Below are 18,285 nucleotides of genomic sequence, written 5' to 3'. Positions count from 1 at the left end.
TTCAAAGAGGTTCCTATGAATCAAGCAGCCAATCTGGCTATGTTCGCGTGCAAGCGAGCTAAGCCTTCACATCAACTGAAAGACTTAATCAAACGATCTATTGATGATGTTAATTACCGAGGAAAAATGACCATCTGTTTTCAAGATACCAATTACCACCCGAAGGACGGCGGCTTTCACCCTGTATCTATTACGGTAGATATCAAAGATAGCCATATCGCTCTTATTGAAATCACTGACCTTGTTTATGTGGGAACCGGTACACCAGAGCTCGTTCCTGACTTGGCTTTTGATTTTGCTAACAACGTCGCTTTCGCTCGTTTCAGCGGATGGCTTGGTATGTACCTGCAAGAAACAACCGAGCTATATGAAATGTGGGAGTGTAACTTTCTAGCTTATGTAGAAATGAACGCCTACGACCAAGTTCAGGTTGAGTACAGTTAATCATCACTCGTAGCAACCCTATCCACTAACCGTCCCGCTCCACTTCATATCACAAACATTCAGCACAACCACCAGCACAGAGCCAAAACGAGGCTGCTTCCCATATTGTTAAAACGGGAAGCTTCCATCCCTTGCTGTATAAGGGTTCTTTAATATCGTCTGCTCTGTGCTTCCCAAAACACCCTTCTACAGACAAAAAAGGAAGCAGACTATGGCTGAAGTCCAAGCAATTAAAGACGATGACACCATACGTATGGTTGGTCACTTATTGAGTATTCGTTGTCATCCACAAATGGCCGATGTATGGCATATCGGATTAAACCTAGCACTGAGGATTTCTGATTTGTTGTCGATTCGCTTTGAAGACATTCATGGCGACCGAGTCATTATTCGAGAGAGTAAAACCGGAAAGCTCGCCAACATTCAACTCAATACCAAAGCGCAGCAGCATATTGCTAGGTTGAGAGAGCAACATCCCGACCACATCTATTTGTTTCAATCCCACCGATGCCAACAGTTGAAAAACAAACCACCCCAGCCAATCTCACGACGCGCCGTGTCAATGGCGTTTCAGCAAGTAGGCCAAGAACTGAATATCGCTTTAGGTACTCACTCGATGAGAAAGACGCGAGGTTACTTTCTCTATCAATCCACAAAAGATATAGGACGTGTCATGAAAATGCTTCGTCACACATCTGAGGGAGTCACACTTCGCTATATAGGAATCACTCAAGATGAAGTCGATAAAGACTTTGTTTCTCTTGAACTTTAAACCTAATCATTTACTCAGGGGGCGGGACCGCTAATCCCTTATTAACATTAAGCTCAGAGCCCTTTTGAGTTTCGTTATCATCACATTTGAGAGGTAAATAACATGAATCCATATCACGCAATAGGGAGCTTTGTTGTAGGCAGCTTATCGAAAAGTTTAATCCAAAATTTATTCTGGAAAACCGACGGTCCAGTAAGGGGGAGCATTGTGTATTGCGATCTCGCATTTGGATATGCTGAGCATTCAGGTGTGTACATGGGAAATGGACGTATCATCCATCGTAATGGCAAAGGCCTTATCGAAGCTGCATCAATTCGTCAGTTTCTAGCAGATACCACAGCCCTTTCAATTTACGTCAGTTGCAACGCCCAAGGTAGAGCCGTTGGCAATGAGTCTACTGTTCAAATAGCAGGCGCTATGCTTGATGTACAAACAGACTATTCCCTGTTAAATGAAAACTGCCATCAGTTCTGTAGCCACTGCCTAAGTGGTGACATCTTCTCAAATACCTTCACCTTGACTCAGCTTAAACGTGACGCTCTTTTGCACATTCAAGCGAGTCAATGGCGCGTGTGGGACTTGAGGGATCGTCACAAAGGATAAGGGGATTCTCTCCCCTTTTTTAATCTCTTAGTCGAGGTTACCTAGTGCTACAGCCAAAGCAACGATGCCCCTCGCCATAGCGCTTAGTTCTCTTCTTTGCTAGATAGCTAATTCGATAAAACAGCTTACTGTACCAATAAGAAAAATCTTTGTGGTTTGAATCCAGGTGATAACCATGATTTCTCGGGAAGTAGACCAAACGACAAACATCTTCGGCTGCACAGCCAAGCGCACTCGCCCAGGATTTTATCACTAAAGCGGCTAAGCTATCTTGCCCTGAGTAGTCACCTGCCTTGCAAAAGCGCTCTTTATTGAGAAACAGAACTAAATGGTAATGATCGTTACATGATGTATCACGCTCTCTTACCCAAGCATACCTGACATTACAGGAATGTACTCTTTTTCGCTCTCCACGTATCTTTCGCGCCTGAGCTTCAATTCTGGCGCTTAAAGACTCTGTAAAGCGTTTCATCAAGTTTGTTCGTCTAAGGTTATAACTAACAATTTCATCTCGGCTAAGACAATCAAAGAAACTATCATCGACTGGCAATCTGAGATCAATTCGAATAGCGTACACTCGCGTGTATTCTTCAAGCGCACTGTTCATTGTAGTAAGCAATCTATCGAGATAGAGCATGTTATTTTCTTCCTGCGAACCTTGAATAGTTAGTCCATGGTAAGTTGATTCTTTCATGAGTTAGTTCCTGTGTTGTTTATCTACAGGTATCCCCACTCATCTTATTTTTTACCTTATCTCTATCACCTACTTAGGGTAGGTGTAACGCTTATAGTTACCCACCTTACTATCAGATAATAGTCATACCGACACTCCTGCTCTTCAGCTACTTGGTCACAAACCTTATAGGACAATGCTGCACGTAATACGGGTGTCCTGTAATCCACTCAGAAGTTATGTACATCTAGCCTAGTTCCGCTCACCGTTCAGAGCAACAATACCAATGAATTGCCACAATAAAATGCAGAATAACCTCACTAATAACTCACACTAAAACCACATAATAACCACCAAAAAATCACATATATATCACTAAAATTACTACACAGTAATTATAATTAATGATATATATTGGATACTGAACTTAACGACAGAGGCATATCAACTATGGCTTTTCACGTACCTAAAGAACCATTTAATGCTTATTCCTTCCGCGAATGCAGCTTCTATATCAACTACCTAAATCAAGCCCTTAATCAGGATACTTTTCAATCGGTGGAAGGTTTCAGTAGCGTTCAAGAATGTTTGAATGCTCTTAGACAGGAATTATCCTACCTAGAAAAAAATGGGAAAATTAACAGTAATCACATTAAGAAAATGAAGACTGATTTTCAAAACTGTCAACTATCTGGTGAGGATTTTTTATGGCTCCATAACTCAGATGAACGTTTCTGTAACTGGGTATGGTGTTATCTGAGGGAACAAAGCAAGATATTTGACAGAATTAAGTTTCGAGATCAGCTTAGAAGAGGTAACTCCAACAAAATAAAACTACATGACTTTGGCCTCGATCTTGATATTGGCAGAAACTTTGATGGATTATCACATGACGCTTTTAAGCCAATGAGTAATAATTTCACTGCAAGGAAAAGCAATATCATTGATAGCTTTCGGAGTTCCGAACTAGAACTATCACAGCAGCGTAAAGTTATTCAAACACTGCTAAACACTTGGGAGTCCATTCTGGAAGATACGAGAATGTCAGCCTGGCTTGAAGAAAACCAAACAGCTCAAAGCAATTGGTCATGGAAGTATATAAAAGATACAGGTTACAGACTTCAGTCAAAAGTCTGGAGCGTTTCAAGCGAACAAGACAAAAGAGCCGCTATTGTTGCGATTTTCGATATGCTTCACGATAAGCCAGATCGTAAATCACTCTTGATTGGTAAAATGAAGCGCGCATGGAGTCAAAAAAAGTTTCGAGATAAATGTAATGGTAAGAGGCCCTATAGCGTATCGATGACAGACAGGACGAAAAAGCGATTGATGTGGTTGGTCGAACAAGAAGACAGTAGCATCAATGAAATCATAAAAAATCTCATTGATATGCGCTTTGAGCAACTGAAATAGCACAAGTTGTGGTTGCAATGCGACACTCTCGTTAACAAAAAATCAAACCTTTTTTTAAATAACAAAAAAGTCAACACTGAAAATCAGAATACTAACTGCTTTCAGCCTCAATTCACAACCTTCAATAAGGCCCTATTTATAGGGCTTTTCTTTATTTTCGTCCATCTGGTGCCCATAGTTATACGTTAAAAAACCGAATTCAAGTCCAAAAGCGAAACTTCACCATTTAAGTAACCACGCATATTTCTCTGAACATGAAGGCTCATTGCCAAAAACTCGAGACACTTCTTCGGCCTGCAATTAAGCATCTAATGTTTTGCCAATCGCTTCGAGATTCTTAAAATAACGATCATTGTCGGCTGTAAACCGTGCCTTCATGCCTTTTGTAAGGCATCAGTATATTCAAGGTTGTCTCTCTGCGACGCCTTTATCTAATTTACAGTACCCTCATAATAGCTACAACTTTAATCCTTTTACCTTTGCGATACTCTTTATGTCCTTGCCTAAAGTGTCGGCAGAGCTTATCTTTATTAGCCTTCTCTTCAGCTATATATCAATAAATCAGCACATGCCTCCTGGGTATTCCTACACCCGTTAAAACTCCTAAAATTTAGTCTGGACTCCAGTTACGCCCAACCAACAATCTGATGAGCTGAACCCGTTCAAGTAGAATGATGTATTTCGCAGACAGCTTCCACCTACCTAAGTGAAATTTATTAAATTGACTATGATTTTCGTCCAAACAGTTAAAGTGTTAAAATGATCACAACAATGTTGATGGGGCTTAAGGTGGTCGTAAAAATACTTCTAGTCCCCCCACTATCTGATTTTTTCTTTTGGTACCCCACCTGATACCCCATCAGATTTACCATAAAAACAAAAGGTATATTTTTCATATGGTTGCAAGTAAAATCCAATGGTTTCCGGGTCACATGCATAAAGCCCGCAAAGAAATCGAAGAAGTTATCCCACAAGTTGATGTGATCATCGAAGTACTGGACGCTCGTATCCCGTTCAGTAGTGAAAACCCAATGATCTCTTCACTGCGCGGCGATAAGCCTTGTGTAAAAGTGCTGAACAAGCGTGACCTTGCAGATCCTGAACTGACTCAACGTTGGATTGAGCACTTCGAGAAGGAGCAAGGCGTTAAAGCGATTGCGATTACGACTAGCGTAAAAGAAGAAGTTAACCACGTTATGGAGCTGGTACGTAAACTGGCACCGCACCGTGAACAGATGGGCAAAAACATTCGTACAATGATCATGGGCATCCCGAACGTGGGTAAATCGACCATCATCAACTGCTTGGCTGGACGTACGATTGCGGTTACTGGTAACCAACCTGCGGTAACTCGTCGCCAACAACGTATCAATCTGCAAAATGGCGTGATCCTTTCAGATACTCCAGGAATCCTTTGGCCTAAAGTAGAAAACCCACACAGTGGCTTCCGCTTGGCTGCAACAGGTGCTGTAAAAGATACAGCAATGGAATACGATGAAGTGGCATTCTACACAGTAGAATACCTAGCAAAGCAGTACCCTAACCTTTTGCAAGAGCGTTACCAAATTGAAGAGCTGCCAGAGTCTGACATCGAATTGATGGAAGCAATTGGTCGTAAGCGTGGTGCACTTCGTGCCGGTGGTCATATCGACATTCACAAATGTTCAGAAATCCTGCTTCACGAATTGCGTAATGGCACTTTAGGTAAGGTAACGCTTGAGTTGCCAGAAATGATCACACAAGAGCTGATCGAAGTTGAAGAAGCGGCTGCGCTGAAAGCGGAACAACAGATTAAGAAAAAAGAAGAGCGTCGTAAGCGTTACCTGAAGAACAAGCGTTAATCGCGATTAGTTTTTATAATCTGCTTTAATTTCTGTTTACCACTCTTACACCAGCCTCTAGATATTCACGCTCTATCGATAATAGAGCGTGAATATTGCCCGCTACCGTTTGTTGATCTAGCTAACATACTGACAAATCTATAGAAATGGTCGTTTACAATCCCAAAAACTGTGACATACTACGCAAATTATTGTGTATCAATCTCGGCTAATTTCTCAATGCGCTCTTATTCTGGGTTCAAGAATCAAAGATTTAAAACCTATTTCGATAATGAAATTTATTTGCCGTACATAAATTTCATCTACATCCCTATCTCAATATTCTGTGCTTTTATCGTCACCGACTACATCCACTTTGGTAGCGAGTGCATTACGCCTATCATTTTCCGAGTCATACTTTTTTTATTGATGATGGCCGCCGCCAGATACTGTATTACAAACAAACCCAACGTTTTGGAACTCGTAGAAAGTGCCTTCCTTGTAATTAGCTCACTTTTCTTGGTCTATGTCGGTCGACTAGCCATCGAGCTGAACAACTTCGATTACCAAGGTGGCATCATTTTAGTGATGATCTACATTGGTACGTTTTCAAGATTGTCAGCCAGATACAGTATATCTACGCTGTCGTTTATCTTTTTGGCTTATCTCATCGGCCTTGCGCCACTGCTTTATGAAGCGGAGCCAGAGCATGAAATAGAAACAATTTCCGTTTATATCTCGGCTTACATCCTAATCTCAGCGGCCTGTGTTAGACGTGACCTGGAAGTACACAAACGTTTCGCTCAATCCGAGCAACTCCGCAAACAAGCGATTCAGCTTCGCAAGCAATCTAATATGTTCGAGGCCCTTTCCTATCAAGACGCACTAACGGGCTGCTACAACCGCCTTTATCTTCATCAGGTGATAGAACCGAGCATAGACCGTCAGCGATCCATTACATCGCTCATGATAGATATTGATCATTTCAAATCGATTAACGACACCTACGGCCATCAAATGGGTGACATGGTGATTAAAGAACTGGCCGATGAGATTCAAAAACGACTACCGACTAGCAGTAACTGCTTTCGATACGGCGGTGAAGAGTTTTTGGTGCTGGTCCAAGGAGAAACCGAGGCTTCAATTGAATCGCTGGTTAATGCCCTTTTAGAATCCCCTACTCGCCTTAGATTAGAAGTAACAATTTCAATCGGTGTGAAACATGCCCCTCAAGCCCTTGGTTCTGTCGAGCAGCTTATCGACGACGCTGACCAAGCACTCTACATTTCGAAAAAAGGCGGTAGGAATAAGATCACATGGTGTGATTAATCGCCCAATATTTCACGCATCTTTGCGAATCATTAAAACGACCACTAATTCAATCAAAAAAGCCCCGAGCAACTTAATACTCGGGGCTTTTGTCTTTGTTCTTCTGCTTTAAAATAGCTTCGTTAAGAACCTGCTACTCAGCAAAAAACAGTATTCAACAAGAATCGACTAAGAATACACAACGCTCGCTGTTTTCTGTTCAAGTTCAACGGGAGAGCTCCAAGAAATCACTTTTTCATTCACTTGGCTGCCACATGGTGCGTTCCAAACTTGCTCTAGTTCTTCTTTGCCACCAATCGCCTGATAAAAAGCAATCGCTTGGTGGTTCTCAGACATCACCTCTAGGTAAAGCCCTGAGTCCGAATAGTATTGCTGCAACCACTTCGACAATTCAGACAACAGACGCTTGCCTACACCTCGTCCACGATAATTATTATCTACATGTAACGCATCGATGAACGTACCACGCTCAAAGTTGTGATTACCGAACGCGCAGACAAAACCAACCAGTAAACCGCCTTCCTCAAGCAATAAAACATGTTGGTTGAAAGGAGGATTAATCAAACGAGTCTGCCAAATAACAGATCTGTCCTCCAAAACATCATGTTCTAGGTAATCATCAGCAAGAATGCCACGGTAATATAGCTTCCAGCTATCCGCGTGTAATTGGGCAATCCGCTCATAATCTTTATATTCAGCTACCTTAATTTCCATTTATTAGCCCTTAGTACTTCCATTTATGACTTGCTACTACATTTCACACTACCTTTATACAATATTTAAGCAAAACATACTAATACACGTTTACACTTTCAATATTGACTTACACGTGTACGCTGATATTCTAGCGCACAGATGTAAGCCCAATGGAAATTTGCTAATGAATAGTGCCGACAAACAATCTACAAAAAAGCCGCCATTAATCTGGCTCAATATTTTTGTGTTCTCTTTTAGTATGCTGCTTGCTGTTGTAGCGGCTCCCGTTTATGGCTACTTTTTTGGCTATGGCATGGAGCACTGGATATGGCTAGCAATCTGCTTTACGTTCTGTAACCTTTCAATCACGACAGGTTATCACCGCTTATGGTCACATAAAGCGTTTGAAGCGCATTCAAGCCTAAGATTCCTGTTTGCATTAGGTGGTGCATTTGCCCTGCAGAACAGCGCGCTACACTGGTCTTCTGATCACCGTGTTCACCACAAGCATGTCGATAACAACGACAAAGACCCATACTCTGCAAAACGTGGATTTTGGTACTCACACATTGGCTGGATGATTCGTAATTACAGCACCTCAATGTACGAAAACTACGAAAACTGCCGTGACCTTAAAAAAGATAAGATTGTTATGTGGCAGCACAAGCACTATGTTCTGTTAGCATTACTAATGAATTTCGGTGTTCCTATCGCTTTAGGCGTGATTTACGGTGACGTGATTGGCATGTTGTTAATCGTAGGTGCAGTTCGTTTGGTACTTAACCACCACACAACATTCTTTATTAACTCTCTTGCTCACATCTGGGGTAGCCAACCTTTTACTGACAAAAACACAGCGCGTGATAACGGTGTGTTAGCAGTACTCACTTTCGGCGAAGGCTACCACAACTTCCACCACATCTTTGAGAACGACTACCGTAACGGCATCTACTGGTGGCAATACGATCCAACAAAATGGTTGATTAAGAGTGCTTCGTTGATGGGACTGGCAAGTAAGCTTAAGAAAACCCCTCAAGCTCGTATTGAGAAAGCTGAAGCGTCAATGTTACTTAAACGCACCCAGCAAAAAATCATGCATCGTGCCGACAAGCAACAAATCGCAGAGAAGCTTCAACAAGAGTTTGATGCTCTAGTATCAAACATGAACGAATATTACGAAGTTAAAAAACAGCTACTTGAAAGCAAGCGCGAAGACGTTGTGAAGAAGTACGAACACTCTGTTCTTAAGGTTCGTTATCAGCAAATCAAAATGAATTTCGAACAACAGAAGAAAAATTGGGCGATGACAGTGGAACAATATGCTTAAAGCAAAAAAATACGCTTAACACACCAATAACAACACAGTTTGATTCTTATTCTGAAGCCCTTATATTGCTATGAGGGCTTTTTTAATTCACAGTTCTAATTAAATTTATGAATTTTAAGTCTTTATTCTAATTACAGACACTAGTTCCAAATGTCACATTTTCAATGCAACAAGATATCACTTCAGAGCCTTGCCTGTGACAAGAATCACTTACAGAATGATATCCATCTCATAACATGCGCGTCCCAAATTTCTTTCAGCAATTAGCGGACCCACTTTATGAAATTGTTAAAAACATCTATCGCTTTCGCCATCTCTTCTGCACTTTTGATTGGTTGCAGCAGTGACACAGATTACGTTCAACCTGAAGAAGTAAAGATCGCGACTTATAACTTGTCTTTTGATCGTGCCACCTTCGAAGACCTTGTAACAGAAATGCAGATTGAACCAAGCGCTCAAACAAAACTAGTAACCGACTATTTGGATAACACGATTGATGACGCTGACAAAGTAACAGCTGCCAAGGTTATCCAGATCCGCAACGTCGCTGCCGTGATTCAAAAGAATCGACCTGATGTGCTGATGATGGCTGAATTTAACAATAATGGTACTGGTACCGACAAATCAGCGCTCGAAGGCTTCCAGAAGAACTACCTTTCTGTTGCTCAAAGTATCGAAGGTGCAGGTGGCGACGCGAACCTAGAACCAATTTCATATCCATATTTTGAAAGCTACTCGACCAATACAGGTTTGTTGAACGAATTTGGTTTTGATTTAGACAATGACGGTAATTTTGGAACACTTCCCGGTGATGCGTGGGGCTTCGGTTTCTACCATGGTCAGTATGCGTTTGCTCTAATGTCTAAATATGAGATAGACACGGCCAACACTCGCACATTCCAAGAATTTAAATGGAAAGATCTTGAAGGTGCAACCATCCCAACAATCACAGTTTGTGATGATCCTAGTAAGTTCCCTGTCGGCATGAACTGTGGCGACGAGTGGTACACAGCAGCTGAATGGGAAGAAGTTCGTCTATCGTCAAAAAACCACGTTGACGCGCCGATCCTAATTCCAACTAAAAACGGGACAGAAACCGTTCACTTGTTGATGTCACACCCTACTCCTCCAGCTTTTGATGTGGGTAAGAACATTGAGCAAAACGCAGCGGAAGTCGACTTCTGGCACCAATACATCCAAAACAAGTCGTTCATCTATGATGACACTGGAAAAACAGGTGGCCTAGAGCAAGGCAAGCACTTTGTTATGATGGGTGACCAAAACCTAGATCCTGTTGATGGCGACGGCATTAGCTCTGTAATGCAAGATTTGCATAACGACTCGTTAGTTAACCAAGACGTCACCAATGGCAGCTTGTATCCAACAAGTTATGGCGCAGCTGAACATGCGGTAGATAAATCATCGTCTCACCTACAACCGAACCGTATCACTTCAACATTTGGACTTGCTGTAGATTACGCACTGCCTTCAGCAACACTTAACATCGTTGATTCTGGTGTTTACTGGGCCGCTTCTTATGAAGAAGGACGCAAGCTATTCAATGACTCACGAATTGGTGATTATGGTAACGGTAAAGATGTTTCATCTGACCACCGCATGATCTGGGTAAAGGCTGATTTCAGTAACTAATTCATTCACTTTTTAAAATGCCCGGCTTAGTGTCGGGCTTTCTTATGAGCGTAATTCATTAAAAATCTCGCGATTACAAAGAGAATTATGGACACAAACAGCCATAGTCATTGGATAGATCGTATCTTTTTCTTTGGTTTATAGATACTTATATTACCCGGACCCAGAGATTTATTGCCCTAGGAATTCACAATGACTAAGCTAACCATTATTGCAACGATCGTCTCTAAAGAAGATAAAACTGAGCTAGTTAAATCAGAGATGATTAAATTGATCGATAAAACCCGCTCCGAAGAAGGCTGTATCAACTACGACCTCCATCAAGATAACAGTAACCCTGCTCACTTCGTTTTTCATGAGAACTGGGATTCTGAAGCTCATCTAGAGAAACACTTAGCGAGCCAACACATCGCCGAGTACATGGCTGCGACTGAAAACTGTATTGAAACCTTTGTGATTAACAAAATGACGCACATTGCCTAACCAGTCACTCAGTACTGATTCAATAAAAACCCTGCTTTCAACGCAGGGTTTCGCTTTTCTTGCCTGTCATGTTGTTTCGAGTTCATTTTGTGCCAGGCTCGATGTGCCGCTTCCTCCCTCATAAACAGAAGCTAATCTCTCCACAGTCGAAATATTCCTAAACCAATATCAAGCAACCTCACGAAAGATCATTCACGTTCATTTAAATACTGTTCGCGCACTTTGAACATAAACTAAGCGCCAAATGACAAGAACAACAGTCGACAGGAATGTAGATGAATACCAAACAACTTGAGGACGCTGTAAGTGAAGTGACCTTGTTCAACCAGCACCTGCACTTAATCCAATCCGTGCATACCATTCCGACCCCAAAAATGAATTGGGAGTCGATTGCGATAGAACCTGCACCAGTAATGCCAACAGTTCGATTCGATCATAAAGTCAAAGCCATAGAAGCGCTTGATGAATACAAACCATACTGGCTAGATATTCTGTTGGGTAACAAGTCTAAGTTTCACACCCTCACAAGCAATGTCGAGCGAGCAGCAGAAAAAGACATAGAGCAATATAAAACGGAATTTGTACATTGGGTTCAGAACTACAGCTACTGGGTAAAAAGCAATCAGTTATCGAAAGGCGTTTTGAATAACGATAGCCAAGCAAAGTTGTCTGCCCTTTCTAAAGCTCAGCAAAACCTGATGAACGTAGCGGTGGTCGACACCAAACTGATTAACCATAACTTCAATACCTATAAGAATGGTCACCTGTTAGAAATCAACATTCAGGTTAATAAGCACAACGTGATCCCTAAAGAAAAAAGGTATTGTGCCAAGGCGAAGTAAAGCTTGAAACGATGTCTCTTTATGAAAGCAATACCTTATATCGTGAGTACGTGTGCAGCTGTATTCTTAAATGTGCGCAAGATGCTTTCAATGTCTTACCCGAGACGAGCGTCTTGGTCAACGTTGAACAGATTTCAGCAGATCAATCGAGCGAAACCATCGTTTCATGCCATGTAGAACAAGGACTACTCGAGTTCTTATTAATCGAAGACGATAAACCCTCTGAGACACTTGAATTCTTTGTCCACATTGAAGATTTTAATCCTCATCGAGGTAATGGGTTCTCAGCGATAAAAACGATCTTTTCGCCTTTGCCTATTGCGTCGTAACTCACTCGCATTTTCGATTCAATCATTGACGACTCTTCACGACTAACCTTGCGTTCATCGTGTTCAATCACCTTATATACCAAACCATTATGTCGACACACGCTATCTCACAAACAACGCGCCCATTAACCAACACAGTTTCATACACACGATCCTTAATAAAGCTACCTTTAGTTCTAATCGCTATCTCTATGCCCGTATTTGCCGAAGAAGTTGAAGAAGTAGAACTCGAGGGCGACATCGTATTAAGCGAAGGTTCTGACTTACAAGAAGAAGCTCAAGCATCCCCTTTTACAACCCTGACCAAACTCGGGTTTATCTACTCACAAAACACCAGCTCATCTTTGTCGATCAACTCTGGAATCTCTGTTGGATACAAAAAAGAGAACTGGGGCCAACGAGTTCAGTTTGATACCTACTATACCGATGCTGAAAACGATGAAGACGGCACCAATCGCTATACCACCAACTATGGCATCAGCTATGACTTGAACGAAGTCACCTATTTGGTCGCGACAACACGTTTTGAACACGACCACTTTGGTACTTATCGTAAGCAATTTATAACGGCTACAGGATTGGGTCGCCACTTTTATGATACTGAAAGAATCAAACTTCAAGGCTCTGCTGGTCCGGGTTACCGAATCAGTCAACGCCAATCCTCCGATGAAGAGTTCCCGAACAAAGAGAACTATGAACTGATCGTGAATGCCAGTGTTGATGGCTCTTTGACGATCACAGAAACGTTTTCTATGGGGGCAACGGCTAACATGGCTTACGGTGAAGAGAACACCAATTACAACCTCAAAGGCTATCTAAAGAACATCTTAATGGGCAATTTGGCGCTGACTTTTGATACAGAATACATCTACAACACCACTGTCGCATCAGACCAAAGTAACGCCGAAATCTACAGCTCAATGAACCTCAACTACGATTTCTAACCGCTCTCCTCACTTAATCTAGCCCACAACAGCAAAAGGCCCTCACAATGAGGGCCTTGAAGTATCTAGCTAAACCTAAAACATCTCGCTACGCTGGTTTCGTTCTCAATCGAGTCAACAAATCCATTTGCTTTAGGTTCGCCATACCGACATACGCGACTGGCACTAAGAACAATGAGAAAAAAGTTCCGACAGACAAGCCACCGACCAGAACCAAACCAATATTGATTCGACCTAAGGAACCCGGGCCATCCGCCAGTGCCAATGGCAATGAACCGAGGATCATCGTCAGTGAGGTCATCAAGATTGGACGTAACCTTGAACGTGCACTGCTGATCGCCGCTTCTTTCGCACTCGCGCCAGATTTGCGTTTCTCGTTGGCAAACTCCACCAGCAAAATACCGTGTTTGGTCACGAGACCAACCAGTGTCAGCAATCCTATCTTCGAGTAAATATTGAGGCTTTGACCAAATACCGAAAGCGTCAAAATCGCGCCCACAATACACAATGGAACCGTTAGCAAGATGATCATTGGGTCAACAAAGCTTTCAAACTGCGCCGCCAAGATCAAGAAGATGAAAATCAACGCCAATACGAACAGCACTTGTGCGCCCGCGGTTGAATCAACCAGGTCTTTAACTACGCCATTGAACTCGTAGCTCTGAGCAGGTTTCAACAGACTTGGTACCGTGTCATCAATGTATGCCTTCACGTCGCTCGCCGTATATCCGGGCATCAAGTCCGCGGTGATTTCAGCACTGTCTTTACCCATGAACGTCTTGAAATTAGATTCCGATGTCACTTGCTTGATTGATACAAACTGAGATAAAGGAAGCCTTTGACCCGACTGTGAATCCACGTACAGCTTATCGAGCACCTTGAAATCGCCAAGATCACTAAGATTTACTTGAACTTGAATTGGGTACGTATAGCCATCATCCGCTTGTAGATCTGCCGCTTTCACTGATCCTAAGAAAGTAGATAGCGCATTGGTGACATTACTGTAATCCACACCAGACAATACGATAGCATTGCGGTTAATCGACAAGTCATAACGCAATTGGTCACGCAACATCGAATTTTTAATGTTGGTCACGCCCTCATAACTCTCAAGCGCCTCCACCACCTCATTCGCCGTTTCCGACAATACGGTGGTATCACGGTTAACCGTCGTTAACTCTAGGATCATATTAGTGGCAATGTTCAAGTTATCAGCCGAGCGAACCTTGAAAGACATGCCATAAGCAGAGACCGAACTTTGCGCTTTAGCGATAAACTCGTTCACCAACTCATCAGCTGACTGGTCACGCTCGCCCCATGATTTCAATAAAACGTGATTGGTCGGAGTCCCTTCGATGTAAGACAAGTTTGCCTCTACCGAACGATCACCTTTGAACACACTGTTAAGTTGCTCGTTGTTGTCTAGGTGATACTGACGACCTACCCCTGTTGGTGGCGTTGAAGTCACCTCGACAAAACCAGTGTCTTCGGTTGGAAGTAGCACTTGAGGCATTTTCCAAACCGCCAAAACAGACAAAGCAATCAACACCAAAGCAATACTACTCATCAGTGTTTTACGCTCAAACCATTTGCCCAATTCTTTGGTGTACAAGTCAGACAGAACATTCAACTTCGCATCAACTTTTTTGTACCACCTTGCTGGCTTTGTAACTGGCTTCATTAAGTAAGCACACATCATGGGCGAGAGCGTTAAAGCAACAAACCCTGAGATGATCACTGCAGCTGCTAAAGTGAAAGCAAATTGTCTAAATAGATCGGCGGTTAAGCCCGACATCAGGCCAATAGGTAGATACACGACCGCTAACGTGAGCGTCATCGCTATCACAGGAAAAACGATCTCTCGACACCCTTTGATTGCAGCATTAAAAGGGGGTTCGCCCTCTTCGATATGCCGGTAACAGTTTTCAGCCACAACAATGGCATCATCGACAACTAAACCAATTGCAAGAATGATGGCTAATATAGTCAATACGTTGATACTAAACCCAAGTAGATGCATGACGGCAAATACACCTATCACACACACTGGGATGGTAATGATCGGAATCGAAGCCACACGAACAGAACCAAGGAACAACACGACAACGGCTGAAACCAGAACAATCGCTTCAACTAAAGTCATGAAGCCTTCGTCAATTGCAGTTTTAATAAAATCAGCTTGGTTGTAGACCATCTTCATCTCAATGCCTTCAGGCAACTGAGGTTGAATCACGTCTATTTGCTTCTTAACCTTATTGGCAACCGTCACTGGGTTTTCACTTTTCAGTGGCAGTACCTGAATCGACATAGCTAAGTTGTCGTCAACACGAAGAATACTCGGTGTAAGGCTCTCCTCACCCATTTTTACTTCAGCAATATCGCCAATGCGAATGATTTTTCCGTTATCGACACGAACCACCAAATCTCGCACATCATCAACACTGGTCACTTGGTTGACTGGGTTAATGGAGAAATCTCGCACCTGACCTTTGATAGTACCCGCGGTAAACGTCGCGTTGTATGAGCTTAATGTACCGACCACGTCTGACGCACTCATGTTAAGCGCCATCATTCGATCAGGTTGTAACCACACACGAACCGCTTTTTCACTGCCACCATACGGCCCCCAAATCCCACCCACACCTTGTATGTGCTTAAACTGGGGCACGACTTGCTGGCTAATGTAGTCATACATGTCTTGCTTAGACATCTTGCCGGTATTCACAAACGTGATGATGTTACTCGGCATGCTGGTATCAGAAGAGTCATCCGTTACCGTTGGCTTATCCGTCATACTAGGAGGGAAATCACCAATCGCTTCAACACTGCTACGCAGATTGTTCATCAAGCTCGTGTATTCGACGTCATTAATGTCATCTTCAAAGATGATTTTTAGATTACACGTTCCTTCCTGACAGTCGGTCGTCATGGTTTTCACGCTGTCTAAGCCCGTTGCCGCCGTGATCAGTTTATCTGCCACATTGCGCGACATGAACTCAGCACTGGCACCATTGATCGCAGCAGTGACCGTTGCTGAAGGTGTTTTATGTTCAGGAAAGTATTGGATTGAGAGCTTTTGAAACGACAAAAGTCCAAGCAAAACAATGGTGATACTCAGAACAGACGCAAACACAGGGTGCTTGATACAAATCTCAGGAAGCTTCATTCAGATTCTCCTTTGTTACGGCTTCCTTGCTGTGGGTTTCGCTCGATAACGGCTCAACAGTCGCGCTAGTCTCTGCTTGCTCGCTATTTTCATTGATCGCTTCGTCTACACCTTTTGTTGCTTCCGTCCAATCAACCGAAGGCTCAACCGGATGTGCTTCATCAATCTGTGTTTCGGTCTTTTCTACCTCGTGCTGAACGGTCTGCTTAGTGACCACTTTATCTACTGGCTCCGTTATTAACTCAACCGTTTTCTGCTCCGCATTAGGGTTCATTACCTTAACTAGAGACGCTTTCTTTAGGTTCTGTTGTCCCGTCACTACGACCTGATCACCCAGTTTCAACCCGCTTTCTACAACGACGTACCCATCGTTAGTATTCACGCCTAATTCAACAATGCGTTGCTCGATTTTTTCGCCATTCACAATCCATACAAAACGTTGTGCATTTTTTGCTTGAACGGAATTTTGGGAAACCACCATTTGAGTCGTGTCTTCGCTCGTCATTTGGCTTACTTTGGCAAACATGCCCGGAACTAAGCGATGATCTGGATTGGTCACGTGCGCGTGTACTTCTACGCGACCTGAACTCTCATCAACCGCGGGCGCAATGTAATCCACCACACCAGAAAACGCTTCATCGACAAAAGCATCAACTTGGATAGAGACATTCTGCCCAAGTTTTGCGTTGCCTAAATCCGATTGTCCAATCGAATACTGAACTTCGACAGGATCGAGTTTAATCAAACTCACCAACGCGGTTGCGCCATCAATCTTACTGCCCACTGAGTGGGTAAAATTAGTTAACTGCCCATCAAATGGCGCTACCAATAAATAGTCATTCATCAGCGCTTCTTTCTGTCGGTAATCCGCTGCTGCTAGATTCGCCTGCTCTCCCAGTTCTTCCACATCTTGTTGAGACATAGAGTCGGGCTGTTTCTTTAGTAATTCTTGTACTCGCTTTAATTTCGACTTTGCTAGCGCTAGAGAGCTTCTTGCTTTGTCTAGATCGGCTTTCGCTTTGGTATTGTCCAATTGAGCGATCAACTCGCCTTTTTTAACTGAATCTCCATCTTTGAAATGGATGTTGAGAATTTTGTCGGAGGCACTGAATGTCAATGCAGCAGAATCCGTTGCCCTGATTTTGCCAACCTCGTTGATTGAAGATGTGAATGCTTGTTTGTGCGCTTTTTCGATAGTCACAGGAATCAAGTTTGAGTCTTGGGCAAACGATGGAGAGATATGTAAGGCAAACAGTGCCAAACAGATTGTTTTACTAAGCTTTGTAAATTTCATTTTTAATAACCATAACCGTTGAATTCGTCTGAATTAAAACGTTTTTCTAAGCAGCTATTTCTTACTTAATGAGCTTCCAGCTATTTAAATAATGCTAAAACAGCTAATAATGAGAAAAGGGCTCAACTCACTGTCGAGCCCTACAATTTTTATATGATTCCTAAATTTTTACGTTCTGAACTCCAAAGTAAAAGTTAAAAACGATGTTGATATTGAACACCAAGCAAGAGAGCATCGGCAGTCACATCAGCAGTTATATTGGAACTCGTTCCTGGAATCGTCGTCAGGTTTTCGTCAATATCTTGTAATTCTCCGATGATAAATCCGACTCCAACGTCCACAGAACTGGCATTGGTGAAGTTATATGTCCCTCCGACCGTGAGCCAGTGACGGTTAACATCAGGAATAGAGAGCGATGTGAGTTCGTCAGTTGGGGAAATGTCGTACATGTAACCCGCTCGTAGAACGATGTCTTTCGACAGGCTTTGTTTCCTAAATCA

Annotated in this window: 14 protein-coding genes and 2 pseudogenes; 11 read left to right on the top strand and 5 right to left on the bottom strand. The window is 42.7% G+C overall.

The window, feature by feature from the left end; all coding sequences use genetic code 11:
* Nucleotides 1–15: 15 nt before the first annotated feature.
* The 3 genes from AB4249_RS05145 (at nt 16) to AB4249_RS05135 (ending at nt 1,819) form a co-directional block, all read left to right on the top strand.
* Nucleotides 16–444 carry a DUF2787 family protein gene (locus tag AB4249_RS05145; RefSeq protein ID WP_017102422.1) on the top strand — a complete coding sequence of 143 codons (429 nt, stop codon included), beginning with the start codon at nt 16–18 and terminating at the stop codon, nt 442–444.
* Between the two features lie 211 nt (nt 445–655).
* A complete protein-coding gene (locus AB4249_RS05140) occupies nt 656–1,216 on the top strand; it encodes a tyrosine-type recombinase/integrase (RefSeq protein ID WP_102333511.1) in 561 nt (186 codons plus the stop codon).
* Between the two features lie 102 nt (nt 1,217–1,318).
* Nucleotides 1,319–1,819 (top strand): lecithin retinol acyltransferase family protein, encoded by a 501-nt coding sequence (locus tag AB4249_RS05135; RefSeq protein WP_102333512.1) that lies wholly within the window; start codon nt 1,319–1,321, stop codon nt 1,817–1,819.
* Nucleotides 1,820–1,856: 37 nt separating this feature from the next.
* On the opposite strand, the gene AB4249_RS05130 is transcribed toward AB4249_RS05135, so the two are convergent.
* Entirely contained in the window at nt 1,857–2,513 is a 657-nt protein-coding gene (locus AB4249_RS05130) for an inovirus Gp2 family protein (protein ID WP_086714178.1), read from the bottom strand.
* A gap of 393 nt (nt 2,514–2,906) precedes the next feature.
* Between AB4249_RS05130 and AB4249_RS05125 the strand changes: the two genes are divergently transcribed.
* The 3 genes from AB4249_RS05125 to AB4249_RS05115 all read left to right on the top strand — a co-directional run bounded on the left by AB4249_RS05125 (nt 2,907) and on the right by AB4249_RS05115 (nt 7,054).
* A complete protein-coding gene (locus tag AB4249_RS05125; protein WP_133154074.1) occupies nt 2,907–3,905 on the top strand; it encodes a hypothetical protein in 999 nt (332 codons plus the stop codon).
* Between the two features lie 896 nt (nt 3,906–4,801).
* Complete coding sequence (gene ylqF / locus AB4249_RS05120) at nt 4,802–5,746, top strand: ribosome biogenesis GTPase YlqF (protein ID WP_086714176.1); 945 nt, start codon at nt 4,802–4,804, stop codon at nt 5,744–5,746.
* Between the two features lie 282 nt (nt 5,747–6,028).
* On the top strand, nt 6,029–7,054 hold the full coding sequence (locus tag AB4249_RS05115) for a GGDEF domain-containing protein (RefSeq protein ID WP_017070587.1): 1,026 nt from the start codon (nt 6,029–6,031) through the stop codon (nt 7,052–7,054).
* A 168-nt stretch (nt 7,055–7,222) separates the two neighbouring features.
* On the opposite strand, the gene AB4249_RS05110 is transcribed toward AB4249_RS05115, so the two are convergent.
* Nucleotides 7,223–7,768: an N-acetyltransferase gene (locus AB4249_RS05110; RefSeq protein WP_017062600.1), complete on the bottom strand. Its 546-nt coding sequence runs from the start codon at nt 7,766–7,768 to the stop codon at nt 7,223–7,225.
* A 166-nt stretch (nt 7,769–7,934) separates the two neighbouring features.
* On the opposite strand from AB4249_RS05110, the gene AB4249_RS05105 reads away from it, so the two are divergent.
* From AB4249_RS05105 to AB4249_RS05085, 5 genes and pseudogenes are all read left to right on the top strand, one after another.
* A complete protein-coding gene (locus tag AB4249_RS05105) occupies nt 7,935–9,077 on the top strand; it encodes a fatty acid desaturase (protein WP_017062601.1) in 1,143 nt (380 codons plus the stop codon).
* 279 nt (nt 9,078–9,356) lie between these two features.
* Entirely contained in the window at nt 9,357–10,727 is a 1,371-nt protein-coding gene (locus tag AB4249_RS05100) for an endonuclease/exonuclease/phosphatase family protein (RefSeq protein WP_372102447.1), read from the top strand.
* A gap of 192 nt (nt 10,728–10,919) precedes the next feature.
* Nucleotides 10,920–11,210 (top strand): putative quinol monooxygenase, encoded by a 291-nt coding sequence (locus AB4249_RS05095; protein WP_065584768.1) that lies wholly within the window; start codon nt 10,920–10,922, stop codon nt 11,208–11,210.
* A gap of 275 nt (nt 11,211–11,485) precedes the next feature.
* Nucleotides 11,486–12,381 (top strand): annotated as a pseudogene (locus AB4249_RS05090) (hypothetical protein).
* A 191-nt stretch (nt 12,382–12,572) separates the two neighbouring features.
* Nucleotides 12,573–13,325, top strand: a complete 753-nt coding sequence (locus AB4249_RS05085; RefSeq protein ID WP_010430032.1) for a YdiY family protein — start codon at nt 12,573–12,575, stop codon at nt 13,323–13,325.
* 88 nt (nt 13,326–13,413) lie between these two features.
* On the opposite strand, the gene AB4249_RS05080 is transcribed toward AB4249_RS05085, so the two are convergent.
* The 3 genes and pseudogenes from AB4249_RS05080 to AB4249_RS05070 form a co-directional block, all read right to left on the bottom strand.
* On the bottom strand, nt 13,414–16,491 hold the full coding sequence (locus tag AB4249_RS05080; RefSeq protein WP_372102445.1) for an efflux RND transporter permease subunit: 3,078 nt from the start codon (nt 16,489–16,491) through the stop codon (nt 13,414–13,416).
* Nucleotides 16,478–17,785: an efflux RND transporter periplasmic adaptor subunit gene (locus tag AB4249_RS05075; protein ID WP_102333514.1), complete on the bottom strand. Its 1,308-nt coding sequence runs from the start codon at nt 17,783–17,785 to the stop codon at nt 16,478–16,480. Before AB4249_RS05075 ends, AB4249_RS05080 begins: the two co-directional genes overlap by 14 nt.
* Nucleotides 17,786–17,979: 194 nt before the next feature.
* Nucleotides 17,980–18,270, bottom strand: a pseudogene (locus AB4249_RS05070) (OmpP1/FadL family transporter); the annotation flags it as partial.
* Nucleotides 18,271–18,285: the final 15 nt, after the last annotated feature.

The sequence above is a fragment of the Vibrio sp. 10N.261.55.F4 genome (genome assembly GCF_041470465.1).
In the GTDB taxonomy this organism is placed as follows: Bacteria; Pseudomonadota; Gammaproteobacteria; order Enterobacterales; family Vibrionaceae; genus Vibrio; species Vibrio crassostreae_C.
Note: the sequence above shows the minus strand (reverse complement) of the source record. Positions and strands in the feature narration are given on the sequence as shown.

Excerpts from the sequence above, each read along its gene's own strand:
- AB4249_RS05140 (WP_102333511.1), top strand. The coding sequence starts at position 656 with ATGGCTGAAGTCCAAGCAATTAAAGACGATGACACCATACGTATGGTT.
- AB4249_RS05135 (WP_102333512.1), top strand. The coding sequence starts at position 1,319 with ATGAATCCATATCACGCAATAGGGAGCTTTGTTGTAGGCAGCTTATCG.
- AB4249_RS05105 (WP_017062601.1), top strand. The coding sequence starts at position 7,935 with ATGAATAGTGCCGACAAACAATCTACAAAAAAGCCGCCATTAATCTGG.
- AB4249_RS05110 (WP_017062600.1), bottom strand. The coding sequence starts at position 7,768 with ATGGAAATTAAGGTAGCTGAATATAAAGATTATGAGCGGATTGCCCAA.
- ylqF (WP_086714176.1), top strand. The coding sequence starts at position 4,802 with ATGGTTGCAAGTAAAATCCAATGGTTTCCGGGTCACATGCATAAAGCC.
- AB4249_RS05100 (WP_372102447.1), top strand. The coding sequence starts at position 9,357 with ATGAAATTGTTAAAAACATCTATCGCTTTCGCCATCTCTTCTGCACTT.
- AB4249_RS05145 (WP_017102422.1), top strand. The coding sequence starts at position 16 with ATGAATCAAGCAGCCAATCTGGCTATGTTCGCGTGCAAGCGAGCTAAG.
- AB4249_RS05080 (WP_372102445.1), bottom strand. The coding sequence starts at position 16,491 with ATGAAGCTTCCTGAGATTTGTATCAAGCACCCTGTGTTTGCGTCTGTT.
- AB4249_RS05075 (WP_102333514.1), bottom strand. The coding sequence starts at position 17,785 with ATGAAATTTACAAAGCTTAGTAAAACAATCTGTTTGGCACTGTTTGCC.
- AB4249_RS05085 (WP_010430032.1), top strand. The coding sequence starts at position 12,573 with ATGCCCGTATTTGCCGAAGAAGTTGAAGAAGTAGAACTCGAGGGCGAC.
- AB4249_RS05095 (WP_065584768.1), top strand. The coding sequence starts at position 10,920 with ATGACTAAGCTAACCATTATTGCAACGATCGTCTCTAAAGAAGATAAA.
- AB4249_RS05130 (WP_086714178.1), bottom strand. The coding sequence starts at position 2,513 with ATGAAAGAATCAACTTACCATGGACTAACTATTCAAGGTTCGCAGGAA.